Annotated in this window: 16 protein-coding genes; 9 read left to right on the forward strand and 7 right to left on the reverse strand. The window is 73.7% G+C overall.

Annotated elements, in window-relative coordinates; all coding sequences use genetic code 11:
- Positions 1-96: 96 nt before the first annotated feature.
- The 4 genes from ACFC0B_RS37675 to ACFC0B_RS37690 form a co-directional block, all read right to left on the reverse strand.
- Positions 97-948: an amino acid ABC transporter permease gene (locus ACFC0B_RS37675; protein ID WP_376096944.1), complete on the reverse strand. Its 852-nt coding sequence runs from the start codon at positions 946-948 to the stop codon at positions 97-99.
- A complete protein-coding gene (locus tag ACFC0B_RS37680) occupies positions 945-1,598 on the reverse strand; it encodes an amino acid ABC transporter permease (RefSeq protein WP_376096947.1) in 654 nt (217 codons plus the stop codon). Before ACFC0B_RS37680 ends, ACFC0B_RS37675 begins: the two co-directional genes overlap by 4 nt.
- Before the next feature lie 47 nt (positions 1,599-1,645).
- Positions 1,646-2,554, reverse strand: a complete 909-nt coding sequence (locus tag ACFC0B_RS37685; protein ID WP_376096950.1) for a glutamate ABC transporter substrate-binding protein — start codon at positions 2,552-2,554, stop codon at positions 1,646-1,648.
- Positions 2,555-2,693: 139 nt separating this feature from the next.
- Positions 2,694-3,467 carry an amino acid ABC transporter ATP-binding protein gene (locus tag ACFC0B_RS37690; RefSeq protein ID WP_376096953.1) on the reverse strand — a complete coding sequence of 258 codons (774 nt, stop codon included), beginning with the start codon at positions 3,465-3,467 and terminating at the stop codon, positions 2,694-2,696.
- 426 nt (positions 3,468-3,893) lie between these two features.
- On the opposite strand from ACFC0B_RS37690, the gene ACFC0B_RS37695 reads away from it, so the two are divergent.
- Positions 3,894-4,646 carry a response regulator transcription factor gene (locus ACFC0B_RS37695; protein WP_376096956.1) on the forward strand — a complete coding sequence of 251 codons (753 nt, stop codon included), beginning with the start codon at positions 3,894-3,896 and terminating at the stop codon, positions 4,644-4,646.
- 6 nt (positions 4,647-4,652) lie between these two features.
- Positions 4,653-6,092, forward strand: coding sequence for a sensor histidine kinase (locus ACFC0B_RS37700; RefSeq protein WP_376096959.1), 1,440 nt, complete (start codon positions 4,653-4,655; stop codon positions 6,090-6,092).
- An 11-nt stretch (positions 6,093-6,103) separates the two neighbouring features.
- Here the strand turns inward: ACFC0B_RS37700 and ACFC0B_RS37705 are convergent, their stop codons facing one another.
- Entirely contained in the window at positions 6,104-7,111 is a 1,008-nt protein-coding gene (locus ACFC0B_RS37705) for a TAXI family TRAP transporter solute-binding subunit (RefSeq protein ID WP_376096962.1), read from the reverse strand.
- Between the two features lie 73 nt (positions 7,112-7,184).
- On the opposite strand from ACFC0B_RS37705, the gene miaB reads away from it, so the two are divergent.
- Together miaB and ACFC0B_RS37715 are read left to right on the forward strand one after the other, a co-directional pair.
- A complete protein-coding gene (miaB, locus tag ACFC0B_RS37710) occupies positions 7,185-8,687 on the forward strand; it encodes a tRNA (N6-isopentenyl adenosine(37)-C2)-methylthiotransferase MiaB (protein WP_376096965.1) in 1,503 nt (500 codons plus the stop codon).
- A 79-nt stretch (positions 8,688-8,766) separates the two neighbouring features.
- A complete protein-coding gene (locus ACFC0B_RS37715; RefSeq protein ID WP_376096968.1) occupies positions 8,767-9,465 on the forward strand; it encodes a class III extradiol dioxygenase subunit B-like domain-containing protein in 699 nt (232 codons plus the stop codon).
- 13 nt (positions 9,466-9,478) lie between these two features.
- Here ACFC0B_RS37715 and ACFC0B_RS37720 read toward each other — a convergent pair whose 3' ends face one another.
- Complete coding sequence (locus ACFC0B_RS37720) at positions 9,479-9,760, reverse strand: antitoxin (protein ID WP_376096971.1); 282 nt, start codon at positions 9,758-9,760, stop codon at positions 9,479-9,481.
- 145 nt (positions 9,761-9,905) lie between these two features.
- Here ACFC0B_RS37720 and miaA point away from each other — a divergent pair, with 145 nt between their 5' ends.
- The 5 genes from miaA to hflX all read left to right on the forward strand — a co-directional run bounded on the left by miaA (position 9,906) and on the right by hflX (position 16,774).
- The gene (miaA, locus tag ACFC0B_RS37725) at positions 9,906-10,865 is read left to right on the forward strand and encodes a tRNA (adenosine(37)-N6)-dimethylallyltransferase MiaA (protein WP_376096974.1); all 960 of its coding nucleotides are present in this window, start codon (positions 9,906-9,908) and stop codon (positions 10,863-10,865) included.
- Positions 10,866-11,092: 227 nt separating this feature from the next.
- Positions 11,093-11,638 carry a hypothetical protein gene (locus tag ACFC0B_RS37730; protein ID WP_376096977.1) on the forward strand — a complete coding sequence of 182 codons (546 nt, stop codon included), beginning with the start codon at positions 11,093-11,095 and terminating at the stop codon, positions 11,636-11,638.
- Positions 11,639-11,685: 47 nt separating this feature from the next.
- A complete protein-coding gene (gene dapF, locus ACFC0B_RS37735; RefSeq protein ID WP_376096980.1) occupies positions 11,686-12,597 on the forward strand; it encodes a diaminopimelate epimerase in 912 nt (303 codons plus the stop codon).
- 203 nt (positions 12,598-12,800) lie between these two features.
- Entirely contained in the window at positions 12,801-15,113 is a 2,313-nt protein-coding gene (locus tag ACFC0B_RS37740) for a RelA/SpoT family protein (RefSeq protein ID WP_376096983.1), read from the forward strand.
- 152 nt (positions 15,114-15,265) lie between these two features.
- Positions 15,266-16,774 carry a GTPase HflX gene (gene hflX, locus ACFC0B_RS37745; protein WP_376096986.1) on the forward strand — a complete coding sequence of 503 codons (1,509 nt, stop codon included), beginning with the start codon at positions 15,266-15,268 and terminating at the stop codon, positions 16,772-16,774.
- A 73-nt stretch (positions 16,775-16,847) separates the two neighbouring features.
- Here the strand turns inward: hflX and ACFC0B_RS37750 are convergent, their stop codons facing one another.
- Positions 16,848-18,032: a trypsin-like serine peptidase gene (locus tag ACFC0B_RS37750; protein WP_376096989.1), complete on the reverse strand. Its 1,185-nt coding sequence runs from the start codon at positions 18,030-18,032 to the stop codon at positions 16,848-16,850.
- Positions 18,033-18,310 lie beyond the last annotated feature (278 nt).

Below are 18,310 nucleotides of genomic sequence, written 5' to 3' on the forward strand. Positions count from 1 at the left end.
CGGGTGAGGGCAGGCCGCCGGGCCGCCGTCATATGCCGCGTGGATGCTCCCGGATGGTGTCACGAAGAGCAATGCAACAGTTCACCTGCGTGCCCGTCAAGCAGCAGGTGAAGTGCGCCGGTTCGCGCCGCCTCGTCCGCGTGCCTCGATCCACCGGGCGAGCGCGGTGAGCACCAGGCACATCGCGATGTACAGGGGTCCGATCACCAGGACGACGGGGATGTAGGGGAAGCCCGCGGCGTTCAGCGGCTGGCTGGCGATGGCCTTACCGACGAAGAGCAGCTCGTGGTAGGTGATGATGAAACCGAGCGAGGTGTCCTTGAGGGTGACGACCAGCTGGCCGATCATCGAGGGCAGCATCGAGCGGACCGCCTGCGGGACCAGGATGGTCGTCATCACCTGGGTCTTGCGCAGGCCGAGCGCGTACGCCGCCTCGCCCTGGCCGCGCGGCACCGCGTTCACCCCGGTGCGGATGATCTCCGCCTGCACCGAGCCGTTGTAGAGGGTGAGCCCGAGCACCAGCGCCCACATCGGCTGCTTGGCGAAGAACGCGTAGTAGAGGGCGACGATCAGGATCAGCAGCGGCATCGCCCGGAAGAACTGGACGAAGGCGGTGGCCGCCCAGCGGACCGGCTTGTGGTCGGAGAGCCGCCCGGCGGCGAGCAGCGCGCCCAGCGCCAGCGAGAACACCGCGGCCAGCCCGAAGGCCTCCAGGGTGGAGAGCAGGCCGTCGACGATCCGCTGCTGGACGGTCGTGTACTGGAACGCGTCCCAGAGGCCGGGGTCGAACTGGCCGTTGTCGTTCAGCGCGCTGACGGCGTACCAGAGCAGTCCGGCGATGGCGAGCAGCGACAGCACCCCGAAGATCCGGTAGCGGGTGCGGGCCCGCGGGCCGGGGGCGTCGTAGAGGACGCCCGGTGCGGCGGAGCGGGTGAAGAGGGTGCTCATCGGGCCACCGCCAGTCGGTCTTCGAGGAAGCGGAACAGCAGGGAAACGGCGGCGCTGATCAGCAGGTAGGCGCAGGCCACCCAGAAGAAGATCGCGAAGATCGAGTAGCCGTCCCCGTCGGAGAAGCCCTGCTGGACGCTGTACAGCTCGCTGACGCTGAACGCTCCGGCGATCGCGGAGTTCCTCGGGAGCGCGATGAAGACGCTGCTCATCGGCGCCAGCACGGTGCGGGCGGCCTGCGGCAGGACGACCAGGACGAGCGTCTGGCCGAAGGTCATGCCCAGGCTGCGGGCCGCCTCGGCCTGGCCCAGCGGCACCGTGTTGATGCCGGAGCGCAGCACCTCGCAGACGAACGACGCGGTGTAGCCGCCGAGCGCCAGCACCGCGAAGGTGAGGTGGCTGAAGTGCACGCCCAGCGGCGGCAGGCCGAAGGTCACGGCGAAGAACAGCAGGGTCAGCGGGGTGTTGCGGAAGACGGTCACCCAGGCGGTGCCGAAGGCCCGCAGGACCGGGACCGGGGAGACCCGGAAGGCCGCCAGCAGGGTGCCCAGCAGCAGGGCGAGCAGCGCGCTGAGCGCGCTCAGCTCGATCGTCTGCAGGAAGCCGTCGCGGAACAGCGCGAAGTTGCCGTCCTCGAACAGGAAGCCCATCCGGCGGCCCTCCTCTCAGGGGTTCGTCGACTCGGGGAGCGGGCGGATCAGTAGCGGTCGAGGGCCGGCGGCTGCGGCGCGGTGGAGCCGGAGAGGCCGAGGGTGGCGTCGTAGGCCTTCTTCCAGTCGCCGTTGTCCTGGTGGGCCTTGATCGCGTCGCTGATCGCGTCGCGCAGCGCCTTGTCGTCCTTGTTCAGGCCGACGCCGTAGTTCTCCTTGGTGAAGGGCTGGCCGACCACCTTGAGCTTGGGCGCGTACTTGGAGGCGTAGCCCTTGAGGATGGCGTCGTCGGTGGTGACCGCGTCGACCTCGCCCGACATCAGCTTCTCGACGCAGGCCGAGTAGGTGTCGAACTGGGTGATCTTCGGCGAGTACTTCTCGATGTTCTTGATCGAGGTCGAGCCGGTGGCGGTGCAGACGTTCTTGCCGTTGACCGAGTCCGGGCCGGTGATCGCCGTGTTGTCGGCCTTGACCAGCAGGTCCTGGCCGGCGATGTAGTACGGGCCGGCGAAGGAGACGGTCTTCTTGCGCTCGTCGTTGATGCTGTAGGTGCCGACGTAGAAGTCGATCTGGCCCTTGGAGATGGCCGGCTCGCGCTGCGAGGAGACCAGGGTCTGCCACTTGATCTGCTGCGGGGTGAAGCCGAGGTCGGCGGCGACCATCTTGGCGATCTCGATGTCGAAGCCGCTGCGGTCGCCGCTGGCGAGGTCCTCGAAGCCGAGGAACGGCTGGTCGGCCTTGGCGCCGATGATCAGCTGGCCGCGCTGCTTGGCGGCGGCCAGGATCGCCGAGTCCACCTTGACGTCGGTCTTCACGGTGTAGGTGGGCAGGGCCGGCGCGGCGCTGCCGCCGGACGCGGTGGCGGCGGCACCGGGGGTGCCGTCCTTGCCGCAGGCGGCGGTGGCGGTGAGCGCGACGGCACAGAGCGCGACGGCGAAGGTGCGACGGGTCCTCATGGGGGTCTCCTCGGGCTGGGCCACGGGTCAACCGGGCTCTGGCGAAGGCAGGTCGGAACGGCCGGACGGGGGCCGGCCGGCCGGGCGGGAGGGCGCGCGGCGGCGCCCCCGCCGCCGTTGGCCGGGACCGGTCCGGGGGTCAGTGGTGCAGGATCTTGGAGAGGAAGTCCTTGGCGCGGTCGGAGCGCGGCGCGGTGAAGAAGGCCTCCGGGGTGTTCTGCTCGACGATCCGGCCGTCGGCCATGAACAGCACCCGGTTGGCGGCGGAGCGGGCGAAGCCCATCTCGTGGGTGACGACCACCATCGTCATGCCGTCGGCCGCCAACTGGCGCATGACCTCCAGCACTTCGTTGATCATCTCGGGGTCGAGGGCCGAGGTGGGCTCGTCGAAGAGCATCACCTTGGGGTTCATCGCCAGCGCCCGGGCGATCGCGACGCGCTGCTGCTGGCCGCCGGACAGCTGGGCCGGGTACTTCGCGGCCTGGGCGCCGACGCCGACCCGGTCCAGCAGCTCGCGGGCGGTCGCCGCGGCCTTGTCCCGGGCGATGCCGCGGACCTTCACCTGGCCGAGGACCACGTTCTCCAGCACGGTCTTGTGGGCGAACAGGTTGAAGCTCTGGAAGACCATGCCGACCTCGGCCCGCAGCCGGGCCAGCTCCCGGCCCTCGGCGGGCAGCGGGCGGCCGTCGATGGTGATCGTCCCGGAATCGATGGTCTCCAGCCGGTTGATCGTCCGGCACAGCGTGGACTTGCCGGAGCCGGACGGGCCGATCAGGACGACCACCTCGCCCTGGTGGATCTCCAGGTCGATGTCCTGGAGCACGTGCAGCGCACCGAAGTGCTTGTTCACGTTGCTCAGGACCACCAGGGGAGCGGCGTCGGCACGGGAGTCCTTGTCGAGGCTCGTGGTCATCGCGCCGGCTCCCTCGGGTCGGCCGCAGGGGGTGAACTCCCTTGGGCGGCAATGGTGGTAGGAATCCGAGGGCCGCAACCGGCGGAGTCGCGACCCTCGGTGGGGCGACCATAGGAGTCCTGACGACGCCACGTCAGCCGATCTGAGCGGAACTTGAGGATCACGATCCGGCCACACGGTCGGCGGGTGCTGTTCACCTGGGGCCGATCCGGGCACAGTGACAGCGTCCGCGGCCGCGCCGGGCGTGATCGCGGAGCCCCGGCGGGGCCGGCCGCCCCCGCCACCGCCGCCGCCGGAGCCTGGCGTCCGGGCCGTCCCTGGCCCATACTGCGCAGAACCGGGACCTGCCCGGCAGGGGGAGCGGCCACGACGCACGACGGCCGCGGTACAGACCCCCGGAGAACCGTCCGGGAGAGGAGGAGACCCATGCGACTGCTGCTCGTCGAGGACGACGAACGCGTGGCCGCCGCGCTGGTCGCGGTCCTGGGCCGGCACGGCTTCCAGGTCCGGCACGCCCGCAGCGGCCACGAGGCGCTGGACGCGCTGGTGCCGGACGGCAACGAGCCCTACCGGGTGGTCCTGCTCGACCTCGGACTGCCCGACCGGGACGGCTTCGAGGTCTGCAGCCGGATCCGGGCCGGCAGCGGCGTGCCGGTGATCATGGTGACCGCGCGCGCCGACATCCGCTCCCGGATCCACGGCCTCAACCTCGGCGCCGACGACTACGTGACCAAGCCCTACGACATGGGCGAGCTGCTCGCCCGGATCCACGCCGTGGCCCGCCGCGGCGCGGCCCCCTCCGCCGTCGCCGTGCCCGCCCCGGACGCCGTCCCGCAGCAGCGCGGCCCGCTGGAGTCCCGCGGCATCGTGATCGACCGCGAGCGCCGCCGGGTCAGCGTCGACGGCCGGGACGTCCCGCTCACCCGCAAGGAGTTCGACCTGCTGGCGCTGCTCGCCCAGAGCCCCGGCGTGGTCTACCGCCGCGAGCAGATCTTCAGCGAGGTCTGGCGCAGCGGCTGGGAGGGCAACGGCCGCACCCTGGAGGTGCACATCGGCTCGCTGCGCACCAAGCTCGCCCTGCCCGGCCTGGTCGAGGCCGTCCGCGGCGTCGGCTACCGCCTGATACCCGAGTGCCCGACCGCCGCCGACCCCGCGCCCCCGGCCCGCGCGGAGCACTGACCGCACGTGCGCACCCGCCTGCTCGGCATCCTGCTGGCGCTGATGCTCTGCGTGCTCGCCGCGCTCGGACTGCCGCTCGCGGCGGCGTTCGCGGCCGCCGAGCAGAGCCGGGTGGTCGTCGACCGGCTGGACGACGCGGCCCGGTTCGCCCAGGACCTGCCGACCTCCGGCGTCTCCGGCCTGGAGTCGGCGCTCAAGGGCGAGCCGCAGCCCGCCCCGGGCGACCTCAGCCGCCGGCACGCGCTGGACGCCGAGGTGGCGCGCTACCACGAGCTCTACGGGGTGCGGATCGGCATCTTCCAGCGCGACGGCATGCCGCTCGCGGTGGCCCCGACCGGCTGGCGGGTGCCCTCCGGGGGCTGGGCCGACCAGGCCTTCCAGGAGGCGCTGGACGGCCGGCGCAGCCACAACCCGCCGCAGGTGTGGCCGTGGACCCCGGACCGCACGCTCACCGTCGCCACCCCGGTGGTCCGCGACGGCGACGTGGTCGCCGTGGTGCTCAGCGAGTCCCCGACCGGTGCGCTGCGCGCCCGGGTGGTGCGCAAGTGGCTGGTGATCGGGGCCGGCGAGGCCGCCGCGATGATCGTCGCGGTGCTGCTCGCGGCCCGGCTCACCGCATGGGTGCTGCGCCCGGTCCGCACCCTGGACCGGGCCACCCACGACATCGCCACCGGCCGGATGAACGCCCGGGTGGCGCCCGGCGGCGGGCCGCCCGAGCTGCAGCGGCTCGCCCGCTCGTTCAACGAGATGGCCGACCACGTGGTGCTCGCCCTGGACCAGCAGAAGGCCTTCGTCGCCGACGCCTCGCACCAGCTGCGCAACCCGCTGGCGGCGCTGCTGCTGCGGGTCGAGCTGCTGGGCCTGGAGCTGCCGGAGGGGCACGAGGAGGAACTCGGCGGGGTCCGCGAGGAGGGCGCCCGGCTGGCCCGGGTGCTGGACGACCTGCTGGGGCTGGCCACCGCCGAGCACGCCCGCCCCGAACCCGAGCCCACCGACCTGGCCGTGCTCGCCCTGGACCGGGTGGACGCCTGGCGGCCGCTGGCCGGGCAGCGCGGGATCGAGCTGGTCTGGGAGGGCCCGGCGCTGGCGCTCGGCCTGGCCGACCCGATCGGCTTCGGCAGCGCGCTGGACGCGGTGCTCGACAACGCGCTGAAGTTCGGCCCCGAGGGGAGCCGGGTGCGGGTGCTGGTCGCGGCCCGGCGCGACGAGGTCGCGGTGACCGTCTCCGACCAGGGCCCCGGCCTCACCGAGGAGGAGCTGGCCCGGGCCGGCGACCGCTTCTGGCGCAGCCCGCGCCACCAGAACGTGGACGGATCGGGCCTCGGCCTGTCGATCGCCCGCACCCTGCTCCAGGCGGCCGGCGGCTCGCTCACCTTCGGCACCGCGACCCCGTCCGGCCTCGCCGTCACCCTTGCGGTGCCCCGGGCCGGGCGCAAGAAGCCCTAGTCAGGGCCCGGTCAGGGCTTCACCGAGCGGTAGTAGCGGGCGGCGCCCTCGTGCAGGGGGAGCGGGTCGGTGTAGACGGCGGTGCGCAGGTCGACCAGCTGGGCGGCGTGCACCTGGGCGCCGATCTGGTCGCGGCTGTCGATCACCGCCCGGGTCATGCCCTGGACCAGGTCGGCGTTCACATCGGCCCGGGTGATCAGCAGGTTGGGCACGGCGACGGTGGCGACCGCGTCCTGGGGCTCGGCGTTCGGGTAGGTGCCCTTCGGCATGGTGGCCGCCCGGTAGGCGTCCGTCCCGCCGCCCTCGACCAGGTGGATCGCCTCGGCGAGGTCGCTCAGCGGCACGACCCGGATCCGGACGTGCTCGGACAGCGCGGTGAGCGCGTTGGTCGGCAGGCCGCCGGACCAGAAGAACGCGTCCAGCCGGCCGGCCCGCAGCTCGTCGGCCGCGTCGCCGATGCCCAGGAAGGCCGGCTTGATGTCGCGGTCCGGATCCAGTCCGGCCGCCGCCAGCAGCCTGCGGGTCACCAGGTTCACGCCGGAGAGCGACTGGCCGACGCCGACCCGCAGGCCCTTGAGGTCGGCGGCGCGGTGCACCGGGGAGCCGGCCGGGACGATCAGCTGCAGGTAGTCGTCGTAGAGCCGGGCGATGGCCCGCAGCTTCTCCCGGCCCGGGCCCGTGTACTGGGCCACGGCGTCGGCGGTGGCGATCGCGAAGTCGTCCCGGCCCGAGGTGACCCGGGCCAGGTTGTCGAGCGAGCCCTCGGAGTTGTCCAGCTCCAGCCGCACCCCCGGCATCGCCTTGGCGAGGTGGGCGTCCAGCAGCTGTCCGTACCGGTCGTACACCCCCTGCTTGACGCCGGTGGCCAGCCTGGTCTCGCCGTACGGGCGGCCGGTCGGACCGCTCGCGGACAGCCACCAGCCGCCCAGGCCCGCGACCAGGAGCACCAGGGCCAGCACGATCCGCCACAGCGGCCGGCGGGCCGCGGCGCGGAGGCGGGAGGGAGTGCGGGAGGCCATGCAGGGATAGTGCCAGGCGAGTGCGGGGAACGGGAGGGGAAAACCTCTTCGCGGGTGCCCGTACCCTGGTCGGGTGAGCGGTGACAGCGGATCGAAGAGCTACAAGGTCGTCACGTACGGCTGCCAGATGAACGTCCACGACTCCGAGCGGCTCTCCGGGCTGCTGGAGGACGCGGGGTACGTCAAGGCGGGGCAGGACGGCGACCCGGACCTGGTGGTGTTCAACACCTGCGCGGTGCGGGAGAACGCCGACAACAAGCTGTACGGCAACCTCGGGCAGCTCGCCCCGGTCAAGAGCCGCCACCAGGGCATGCAGATCGCCGTCGGCGGCTGCCTGGCGCAGAAGGACCGCGACACCATCGTCCGCAAGGCCCCCTGGGTCGACGTGGTCTTCGGCACCCACAACATCGGCCACCTGCCGGCCCTGCTGGAGCGCGCCGCGGTCGAGCGGAAGGCCCAGGTCGAGATCCTGGAGTCGCTGGAGACCTTCCCCTCCACGCTGCCCACCCGCCGGGAGTCCGCCTACGCCGCGTGGGTCGCGATCTCGGTCGGCTGCAACAACACCTGCACCTTCTGCATCGTCCCCGCGCTGCGCGGCAAGGAGGAGGACCGCCGTCCCGGCGACGTCCTCGCCGAGATCGAGGCGCTGGTCGACGAGGGCGTCATCGAGGTCACCCTGCTCGGCCAGAACGTCAACGCCTACGGCTCCGACCTGGGCGACCGCGAGGCCTTCTCCAAGCTGCTGCGCGCCGCCGGGCAGATCGAGGGCCTGGAGCGGATCCGCTTCACCTCGCCGCACCCGCGCGACTTCACCGACGACGTGATCGCCGCGATGGCCGAGACCCCGAACGTGATGCACCAGCTGCACATGCCGCTGCAGTCCGGCTCGGACACCGTGCTCAAGGCGATGCGCCGCTCCTACCGGCAGGAGCGATTCCTCGGCATCATCCGCAAGGTGCGGGAGGCGATGCCGGACGCGGCGATCTCCACCGACATCATCGTCGGCTTCCCCGGCGAGACCGAGGAGGACTTCGAGGAGACCATGAAGGTCGTCCGCGAGGCCCGCTTCACCAACGCCTTCACCTTCCAGTACTCCAAGCGCCCCGGCACCCCGGCCGCCGAGATGGACGACCAGATCCCGAAGGCGGTCGTCCAGGCCCGCTACGACCGGCTGATCGCCCTCCAGGAGGAGATCTCCTGGGAGGAGAACAAGAAGCAGGTCGGCCGCACCCTGGAGATCCTGGTCGCCGAGGGCGAGGGCAAGAAGGACGACCGGACCGACCGGCTCTCCGGCCGCGCCCCCGACAACCGGCTGGTGCACTTCACCCGGCCCGCCGAGCCGGTCCGGCCGGGCGACACGGTCACCGTGGAGATCACCTACGCCGCCCCGCACCACCTGCTGGCCGAGGGCCCGACGCTCGCGGTGCGCCGCACCCGGGCGGGTGACGCCTGGGAGAAGCGCCAGGCCGGGCCCGCCGCCAAGCCGGCCGGCGTGATGCTGGGCCTGCCGTCCGTCGGCGCCCCGGTGGCGCTGCCACTGGCCGCCCCGGCCGGCGGCGCCTGCTGCGGGGACTGACCCCGCCGCCGCGTGAGCGGCCCGGTGGGACCCTCCGGTCCCGCCGGGCCGTTCCGCGTTCTTGGTTAGAGTGATCCGCATGCTGGTTGCCGCCGCCGTCTGCCCCTGTCCGCCGCTGCTCGTCCCGGAGGTCGCCGCCGGGGCGGCGGCCGAGCTGGAGCCGCTGCGCGCGGCCTGCGACGAGGCGCTCGGGGTGGTGCTCGCGGCCGCTCCGGAACTGCTCGTGGTGGTCGGCACCGGGCCGGAGGCCGAGGTGTGGACCGAGGGCGGGGCCGGCTCGTTCCACCGCTACGGCGTGCCGCTGGTGGCCGCGCTGCCGGGCGGCCGGGCCGAGGGGCCGGAGCTGGCGCCCTCGCTGACCGTCGGCGCCTGGCTGCTCGGGCGGGCCGGGGTGACGGTGCCGACGCACGCCTGCGCGGTGCCGGCCGACGCGCCCGCCGACCGGATGCTCGGGCTGGGCCAGGGGCTGGCCCAGCTGGCCGACCGGGTCGGGCTGCTGGTGATGGGGGACGGCAGCGCCTGCCGGTCGCTGAAGGCGCCCGGCTACCTGGACGAGCGCGCCGAGGGCTTCGACGCGGGGCTCGCGCGGGCGCTGGGCTCCGCGGACACCGCCGCGCTGGCCGCGCTGGACGCGGGACTGGCCGCCGAGCTGAAGGCCGAGGGCCGGGCGCCCTGGCAGGTGCTGGCCGGCGCCGCCGAGGGCGCCGGCCTCACCGCGCGGCTGGGCTACCGGGACGCGCCGTACGGCGTGGGGTACCTGGTCGCCTCCTGGAGCTGAGCCGCCGGGCCGGTCAGGCGGGCGGGGTGGTGCCCGGGCCGGTGCCGGTGCCGGGGTCGGTGCCCGGGCCGGGGCCGGGGCCCTCGGGCTTGTGGGCGAAGTCGTCCACGGCGCCCTTGGCCTTGCTGGTGCCGTGCTCGATCTTCTCCGTGTACTTGCCCTTGGTGGCCTTGTCGATCGCGCCGCCGGCCTTCTCCACCGCGCTCCCGATCTGATCGCTGTGCTTGCCGGCGAACTCGCTGGCCTTGTCCTTGAGCTCCTCGGCCTTGCCCTTGAGGTTGTCCATCAGACCCATGACGCCTCACCGTTCCTCTCTGTCTCTCTCACAACGTCCGTCAGGGCGGAACCGTTCGCAACGGGACGGGTCGGTCGAAACCGGGGAAACCGGGTGCAACCGGCCGGGCCGACGGCGGACCGGCGTTCCCTGGCAGACTTGACCGGTGAGCAGCTCCACCACCGCCCAGTCCGCCCGCCCCCGCGTCGTGTCGGTCGTCGGCGCGACCGCCGCCGGAAAGTCCGACCTGGCCGTCGCCCTGGCCCGCGCCCTCGGCGGCGAGGTGATCAACACCGACTCGATGCAGCTCTACCGCGGCATGGACATCGGTACCGCCAAGCTCACCGAGGAGGAGCGCGGCGGCATCCCGCACCACCTGCTGGACATCTGGGACGTCCGCGAGGCCGCCAGCGTCGCCGAGTACCAGCGGCTGGCCCGGGCCGAGATCGACCGCCTGCTCGCGGCCGGCCGCACGCCCGTGCTGGTCGGCGGCTCCGGCCTGTACGTCCGGGCGGCGATCGACGAGATGGAGTTCCCGGGCACCGACCCGGCGGTCCGGGCCCGGCTGGAGGAGGAGCTGGAGCAGGCCGGCCCGTACGCGCTGCACCGGCGGCTGGCGGAGCGGGACCCGGCCGCGGCCGAGGCGATCCTGACCAGCAACGGCCGGCGGATCGTCCGGGCGCTGGAGGTCATCGAGATCACCGGGCAGCCGTTCACCGCGAACCTGCCGAGCAACACGGCCGTGTACGACGCGGTGCAGATCGGCGTCGCCGTGCCGCGTCCCGAGCTGGACGAGCGGATCACCCTGCGGGTGGACCGGATGTGGCGGGCCGGGCTGCTCGACGAGGTGCGGGAGCTGGAGGGGGCCGGGCTGCGCGAGGGCCGGACGGCCTCCCGGGCGCTCGGCTACCAGCAGATGCTCGACCACTTCGCCGGCCTGTGCACGGAGGACGAGGCGCGCGCCGAGACGGTCCGGGCCACCAAGCGGTTCGCCCGCCGGCAGGAGTCCTGGTTCCGCCGGGACGACCGGATCCACTGGCTCGCGCGGCCGGCCGGTACCGACCCGGTGGAGCTGCTGGACCGCTCGCTGGAGCTGATCGACCGTCAGGAACTCGCCGCCCGGTAGGCGCTTTCCGGCCATTCGGCGGTGCAGTTGCGCGCGCAGAAGGCCGTGCAGGACGGCATGGCGGTCACGGCCGGATCACGTGATGGCCACGGATCACCCGTCGGCCCCGGTCAGGCCCGGAACGCCACTCTGGACATGCCATCATCGATGTCATAAGGGCCGGCCCGGGCGGGTCGGCCGCGCCCGGCCGCGAGTCGCACTCGTGTCGAACTGTCAGGGGAGGCCGCGTGTCCACGGGTACCGGCCCCGATACCGGCCAGACCGCCGGGTCCGTCAAGGGCGCGCCCGGCAGCGGCGGCAGTGCCACGGCGCAGGCCGCCGGACTCGACGCCTCGACGCTGCCCGACCTGCCGGTGCTGCCCGGCCTCGACGCGCCCACCTCCTACGCGGTCGCGCTGCCGGTCCTGGACACCAACGCCCCCGCCGGCGCGGTGCACGAGCGGGAGATCCGGCCGCGCCGCCGGCTCCGCTGGTGGCAGATCCTGCCGATCGCCCTGCTGGCCACCACCGGCTCGCTGATGTTCGCCTTCCCGCTGGCCTTCGGCTCGGCCGGGGCGGGCTCGGCGATGATCGGGATGCTCGGCCTGCTGCTCACCGCGGCCTCGCTCGGCTGGGGTGCGATGGCGGCCCGGCACGCGGGGTACAAGTGGCCCGGCCTGCCGCGCCGCGGCACCGGTGAGCGGGCCGGGTGGAAGGCGATCGTGATCTACACCCTGATCATGCTGGCCGCCTGCGCGCTGGCCCTGTGGCGGGTCGTCCGGCTCTCCGGCTGACGCGCCCGCCCGGCGGGGGGCACCCCCTCCTCGGTACCATCGGGAGGGTGACCGCATCCTCCGCGCAGCCCGTCGGCCTCCCCTTCCTCAAGGGGCACGGCACCCAGAACGACTTCGTCATCGTCCCGGACCCGGACGGTCGGCTGGCCATCGGCCCCGAGGCCGTGGCCGCGCTGTGCGACCGCCGGTCGGGCATCGGCGGCGACGGACTGCTGCGCGTGGTGCGCTCCGCCGCCGAGCCGGTGGCGGCCGACCAGGCCGACCTCGCCGAGTGGTTCATGGACTACCGCAACTCCGACGGCTCGATCGGCGAGATGTGCGGCAACGGCATCCGGGTCTTCGCCCGCTACCTGGTCGAGGCCGGGCTGGCGAAGCCGGGCGAGCTGCCGGTGGCCACCCGGGCCGGCCTGCGGACCGTGCGGGTCGCCGAGGACGCCGAGGACGGCACGCCCGGCGAGATCACCGTCGACATGGGGCGCGCGCTGCTGCCCGGCCCGGACGGGATCGAGGTGGCGGTCGGCGGGCGCAGCTGGCCGGCCCTGAACGTCAACATGGGCAATCCGCACGCGGTCGCGTTCGTCGAGAGCCTGGAGCACGCCGGCGAGCTGCGGACCGCGCCGCCGGTGAGCCCCGAGGGCGTCTACCCGGAGGGCGTCAACGTCGAGTTCGTGGTGGACCGCGGGCCGCGGCACGTCGCGATGCGGGTGCACGAGCGCGGCTCCGGCGAGACCCGCTCCTGCGGCACCGGCGCGTGCGCCGTCGCGGTGGCCGCCGCCCGGCGGGACGGCGCGGACCCCGCGGTCACCGGCGAGGCGGTGACCTACGCGGTGGACGTGCTGGGCGGCCGGCTGACGATCACCGAGTACCCGGACGGCCGGGTGGAGAAGACCGGCCCGGCGGTCATCGTCGCCCGCGGCGAGCTGGACCCGGCCTGGTCGGCGCTGGTCCGGGGGGCCTGACCGGCCGTCACCCGGCGACGACCGCTCAGTTGTGCGGGCCGGTCACGGCCGGCCCGCGTTTCCCCAATTCCTCCGGAATCGAATCCCCCCGTTCGGGTGATACCCATGACGGACGGGAAGCGGGGCCTCGCGGAACGTGCTCTGCTCGGTAGCATGGACCACCGGGTCGGCCCACGCCCCCGGTACTGCTGCCGGAGGTGCCGATGACCATCGAAGCCGGGCAGCCCCTGGCGGGGCAGCCGACGTCCGAACGGCAAGCCGGGCCCAGGCGCCCGCTCGGCGGGCTGGGCCGGGCCGCGCTCGGCCGCGCCGGGCGCGCCGCGCTGCTGGCCACCGGCCGCCCGCCAGTGCCGGACGCCCTCGAACCGCTGGTCCGGGCCCACCGCAGACACCATCCGCAGGCCGACCTCGGCCTGCTCGGGCGCGCGTACCGGCTGGCCGAGGCGAGCCACCGCGGCCAGAAGCGCAAGAGCGGCGAGCCGTACATCACCCACCCGCTGGCCGTCACCGTGATCCTGGCCCAACTCGGCGCCGGGACGACCACCTTGGTCGCCTCGCTGCTCCACGACACGGTCGAGGACACCGAGTTGACGCTGGAGCAGGTGGCCGAGGGGTTCGGGCCCGAAGTCGCCTATCTGGTCGACGGGGTGACGAAGCTGGAGAAGGTGGACTTCGGCGCGGCGGCCGAGGCGGAGACCTTCCGCAAGATGCTGGTCGCCACCGGGGACGACGTCCGGGTGATGGTCATCAAGCTCGCCGACCGGCTGCACAACATGCGCACCATCCGGCACATGAAGCCGGCCAGCCAGGTGCGGATCGCCAAGGTCACCCGGGACGTGCTGATCCCGCTGGCCGAACGGCTCGGGATCCAGGTGCTCAAGGCGGAGCTGGAGGACATCGTCTTCGCCACCCTGCACCCCGAGGAGCACGCCCGTACCCGCGCCCTGCTCGGCCGGCACGAGACCGGGCCGGACACCCTGCTGGCGCCGTTCGCCCGGACCCTGGCCCGCCAGCTCGCCGAGGCGGGGATCGCCGCCGAGGTCACCGTCCGCCCCCGGCACTGCGTCTCGCTGCACCGGGTGCTGCTCAAGCGGGCCGCCGCCCCGGGGCCGGACGGCAAGCCGCAGGGGCCGCAGCCGGCCGACTTCGGGCGGCTGCTGGTGGTGGTCGAGGAGAACGCCGACTGCTACGCGGTGCTCGGCGAGCTGCACACCTGCTGGACCCCGCTGCCGGGGGAGTTCAAGGACTTCGTGGCCGCGCCGAAGTTCAACCTCTACCAGTCCCTGCACACCGCGGTGGCGCTGGCCGGCGGCGCGGTGGTCGAGGTGCTGGTGCGCACCCGCCGGATGCACGGGGTCGCCGAGACCGGGGTGGTCGCGCTCGGCGACCCGCGCCAGCCCGGGACCGGCGGCGACCAGGGCCGGGACGAGCTGGACCGCACCGACCCGGCCCGGCCCGGCTGGCTCTCCCGGCTGCTGGAGTGGCAGCAGGAGACCCCGGACCCGGACGCCTTCTGGTCCGCGCTCACCGCCGACCTGGCCGGGGACCGCGAGATCACCGTGGTCACCGAGCGCGGCGAAACGCTTCAGCTCCGGGCCGGCGCCACCTGTGTGGACGCCGCCTACCTGCTCGGCGAGGAGACCGGCCACCGCTGCATCGGGGCCCGGGTGAACGGCCGGCTCGCCGCGCTCTCCACCGTGCTGCACGACGGCGACCGGGTGGCCATCCTCACCGAGGAGACCGCCGGCCCGGCGCCCGAGTGGCTCGCGCACGCCCGCACCCCGGGCGCCCGGCTGGCCATCGAGCGCTGGCTGGCCGACCACGCGCCGCGCCGCCCGGTGGTGCGCACCGGCCCCTCCGCCGGGCAGCCCGCGCCGCCGGACCGCCCGGTCGCGGCCGGCCGGCCGGCCGCCCCGGTCGCCGTGGAGGGCCGCCCCGGGGCGCCCGTGCGGCTGGCCCGCTGCTGCACCCCGGTGCCGCCGGACGAGATCGCCGGCTACCCGATCCGCGGCGGCGCGGTCGCCGTGCACCGGGCCGGCTGTCCGGCGGGTGAGCGGATGCGGGCCGACGGGCGCGACGCCCTGGACGTCCGCTGGCGCCCCGGCGGCGCCCCGGCCGGCGGCTACCGGGCCACCCTGCGGGCCGAGGCGCTGAACCGGCCCCGGCTGCTGGCCGACCTCACGGCGGCGATCTCGGCGGAGGGCGTCGGGATCGTCTCGGCCGAGGTGGAGCCGCCCCAGGAGCTGCGGGTGCGGCACACCTACACCGTCGAGCTGCCGGACCCGGCCGTGCTGGCCGCCGTGCTGCGGGCCATGCTGCGGGTGTCCGGGGTGTACGACGTGGAGCGCCCGTACGCCCCGGCGGGCGGCGGCCCGGGCCGGGCCCCGCACACCCCGGCGGTCCGGCCGGCGGAGGACCCTCCGGCCGCACCGGCGCAGCCGGAGGAAATGGGGATGACCGGCGCGCGCCCGGCGTGCGACCATCATGGGGAATTCACGGCCGGACCGCGGCGTTGACCGGGCGGAGGAGTCTCAGCCCGACCCGCGGCCCCGAGGGGTAGCTCACACCTCGCCCGAGTGGTAGACGGGGCGGCAGCTGGGCAGACTCCGGGTACGACCGTCCGTACGGTCGTGCGCAGGCCAACCGTTTCCAGCAGCCAAAGGACAGAATGACCTCCACGTTCGACACCCGCGACCACGCCGACGCCCCGCGCCGCTTCGACGGTCTGCGGGCGGAAGCCCTCATGGACGAGGACCTCGCGGCCATCGACGAGGACCGCGGCCACCACTACGACGGCGACCAGTACGACCGCAGCGAGCGCGCCGCGCTCCGTCGTGTCGCCGGCCTCTCCACCGAACTCCAGGACGTCACCGAGGTCGAGTACCGCCAGCTCCGACTGGAGCGCGTGGTGCTCGTCGGCGTCTGGACCGACGGCACGCTGGAGGAGGCGGAGAACTCGATGGCCGAGCTCGCCGCACTGGCCGAGACGGCCGGCTCCGAGGTGCTGGACGGCGTCATCCAGCGCCGCGACAAGCCCGACGCGGCCACCTACATCGGCTCCGGCAAGGCCCAGGAACTGCGCGACATCGTCGCCTCCACCGGGGCCGACACCGTGGTGTGCGACGGTGAGCTCACCCCGGGCCAGCTGATCCACCTGGAGGACGTGGTCAAGGTCAAGGTCGTCGACCGGACGGCCCTGATCCTGGACATCTTCGCCCAGCACGCCAAGTCCCGCGAGGGCAAGGCGCAGGTCTCGCTCGCCCAGATGCAGTACATGCTGCCGCGGCTGCGCGGCTGGGGCCAGTCGCTCTCCCGGCAGATGGGTGGTGGCGGCTCCGGCTCGTCCGGCGGCGGCATGGCCACCCGCGGTCCCGGTGAGACCAAGATCGAGACCGACCGGCGCCGGATCCGCGAGAAGATGGCGAAGCTCCGCAGGGAGATCGCCGACATGAAGAAGGGCCGCGACACCAAGCGCCGGGAGCGCAAGCGCCACCAGGTGCCGTCGGTGGCCATCGCCGGGTACACCAACGCCGGCAAGTCCTCCCTGCTCAACCGGCTCACCGGCGCGGGCGTGCTGGTGGAGAACGCGCTGTTCGCCACCCTCGACCCGACCGTGCGCCGGGCGCAGACCCCGAGCGGCCGGGTCTACACCCTGGCCGACACCGTCGGCTTCGTCCGGCACCTGCCGCACCACCTGGTCGAGGCGTTCCGCTCCACCATGGAGGAGGTCGCCGACGCGGACCTCATCCTGCACGTGGTGGACGGCTCGCACCCCGAGCCGGAGACGCAGCTGGCTGCCGTCCGCGAGGTCGTCGTCTCGGTCGACGCGCAGAACGTGCCGGAGATCGTGGTGATCAACAAGGCCGACGCCGCCGATCCGCACGTCCTGCAGCGCCTGCTGCGCCGCGAGCCGCACGCGATCGTGGTGTCGGCCCGCACCGGCGAGGGCATCGACGAGCTGCTCAAGCTCATCGACGACGAGCTGCCGCGCCCGGCCGTCGAGGTGCACGTGCTCGTCCCGTACACCCAGGGCGCGCTGGTGTCCCGGGTGCATGCCGAGGGCGAGCTGCTCGGCACCGAGCACACCGGCGAGGGCACCCTGCTGCACGCCAAGGTGCCGGCCGAGCTGGCCGCCGAGCTGGAGCACTTCGCGGTGGCGCTGACCCCGCAGGGCTGAGCCTCCGCACCGCGCGAACGGGCCCCGGTTCCCTCCTGTGAGGGGGAACCGGGGCCCGTCCCGTGTCCGGCGGCTACTTCTTCTTCGAGATCCAGTCCAGCGCCTGCTTGGCGACCGTCTCCAGGTACGGCCCGCTCAGCGAGGTGTGCTCCTGGGTGCCGATCGAGGTGTTGGAGACCAGCGCGAGCTTCCCGTCCGGCATCGGCGCGAACCAGCCGCCGCCGCTGGAGCCCTGGGTCATGTTGCAGCCGACGGTGAGCATCGACGGGCGCTTCGGGTCGAAGGAGAGCCGGGTCGGCTTCCCGCCCTCGCACTTGTAGAGCTCCTGGCCGTCGAACGGCTTGTAGAGCGGGTAGCCGATCGCGGTGACGGCGAGCTTGTCGCGCGGTGCGTCGAACCAGACCGGGACCGCCCCGCCGACCGTCTCCTCCAGCGACTTCCCGCTGTCGTTCTGGTTGCTCACCCGCATGATCGCGAAGTCGTACTGGTTCGCCGCGTCACCGGTGCCGCCGCCCTCGACCAGCCACTGCGGCGAGGTCACCACGTCCTTGGCCCACCAGGTGCCGAGCGGCGCCAGCTCGGACAGCGGGGCCTTCTTGCCGCCGCTGGAGGCGCCCGAGTTGTTGTAGGCCGGGACGAAGACCAGGTCCTTGAAGTAGCTGCCGCCCTTGCCCGGGTGGACGCAGTGGCCGGCCGTCCAGACCAGGTTGCTCTTCCCGGGGTGCGCCGGGTCCTGGATCACGGTGGCCGAGCAGTTGCCGCGGCCGCCCTCGGCCGAGAAGAAGATCTTCCCGGAGGGCTGCTTGGTGTACGGGCGCGGCACCGGAACGGCCTTGACCAGCGGCGGCTCGGGGTCGGTGACCCCGGCGTCGTCGGCGGGCTTGGCGGTGGGCGGCGCCGGGTCGGCGGGCTTGGAGTCGCCCATCTTGTCCGGGTTCCAGAAGTCCTTGACGATCGGGTTGTTGAAGACGTGCTTGGACGCCCAGTTGTCCCAGTCCTCGAACTTCCACTTCGTCAGGTCGTCCCAGCTCTTCGGCAGGCCTTCCAGCAGGCCGGTCGGCAGGCCCGAAGGCAGGGTGATGCCGCCGATCACGCCACTGCCGCCCCCCGCGGCGGTGGCGGAGGCGGTGGCGCCGCCGGAGGGCGGCGGCGCGGCGGTGCCGCCGCCCGAAGGCCCGTCCGGGCCGCAGGCGGTGACGGCGAACAGGGTCCCCGCGGCGAGGAGCGCCGCCGCGGCTGACCGGTGGATCGCTGGCATGGTGCTGTCCCCCTGGTAGTTCGGTGTGGGCGGCGGACCGCCGTTCTGGAGTCTGCCACTGGTGATCTGGACGGCCCCGGGCGGCCCCGGGTTCCGGTTCCGGGCGAGGGTCACCGATCCGTGACGCGGGGACGGGCGGGCGGTCCGTGCGACGGGCCCGTGTTCGCCCCGGGGCGTGCACAATCGCCGATCTTCACCCGGACGAGTGAGCGGTCCTTGTGATCACCCCTCAGGGATAGGTAACCCTTACCTGACGCGACGGTGCGAGCGCGCGCCAG

It is taken from the genome of Kitasatospora sp. NPDC056184 (genome assembly GCF_042268405.1).
In the GTDB taxonomy this organism is placed as follows: domain Bacteria; phylum Actinomycetota; class Actinomycetes; order Streptomycetales; family Streptomycetaceae; genus Kitasatospora.

Coding starts and splice junctions, on each gene's coding strand:
- ACFC0B_RS37680 (WP_376096947.1), bottom strand. CDS start 1,598: ATGGGCTTCCTGTTCGAGGACGGCAACTTCGCGCTGTTCCGCGACGGC.
- ACFC0B_RS37675 (WP_376096944.1), bottom strand. CDS start 948: ATGAGCACCCTCTTCACCCGCTCCGCCGCACCGGGCGTCCTCTACGAC.
- ACFC0B_RS37695 (WP_376096956.1), top strand. CDS start 3,894: ATGCGACTGCTGCTCGTCGAGGACGACGAACGCGTGGCCGCCGCGCTG.
- ACFC0B_RS37740 (WP_376096983.1), top strand. CDS start 12,801: ATGACCATCGAAGCCGGGCAGCCCCTGGCGGGGCAGCCGACGTCCGAA.
- ACFC0B_RS37685 (WP_376096950.1), bottom strand. CDS start 2,554: ATGAGGACCCGTCGCACCTTCGCCGTCGCGCTCTGTGCCGTCGCGCTC.
- ACFC0B_RS37705 (WP_376096962.1), bottom strand. CDS start 7,111: ATGGCCTCCCGCACTCCCTCCCGCCTCCGCGCCGCGGCCCGCCGGCCG.
- ACFC0B_RS37750 (WP_376096989.1), bottom strand. CDS start 18,032: ATGCCAGCGATCCACCGGTCAGCCGCGGCGGCGCTCCTCGCCGCGGGG.
- ACFC0B_RS37690 (WP_376096953.1), bottom strand. CDS start 3,467: ATGACCACGAGCCTCGACAAGGACTCCCGTGCCGACGCCGCTCCCCTG.
- hflX (WP_376096986.1), top strand. CDS start 15,266: ATGACCTCCACGTTCGACACCCGCGACCACGCCGACGCCCCGCGCCGC.
- ACFC0B_RS37720 (WP_376096971.1), bottom strand. CDS start 9,760: ATGGGTCTGATGGACAACCTCAAGGGCAAGGCCGAGGAGCTCAAGGAC.
- ACFC0B_RS37715 (WP_376096968.1), top strand. CDS start 8,767: ATGCTGGTTGCCGCCGCCGTCTGCCCCTGTCCGCCGCTGCTCGTCCCG.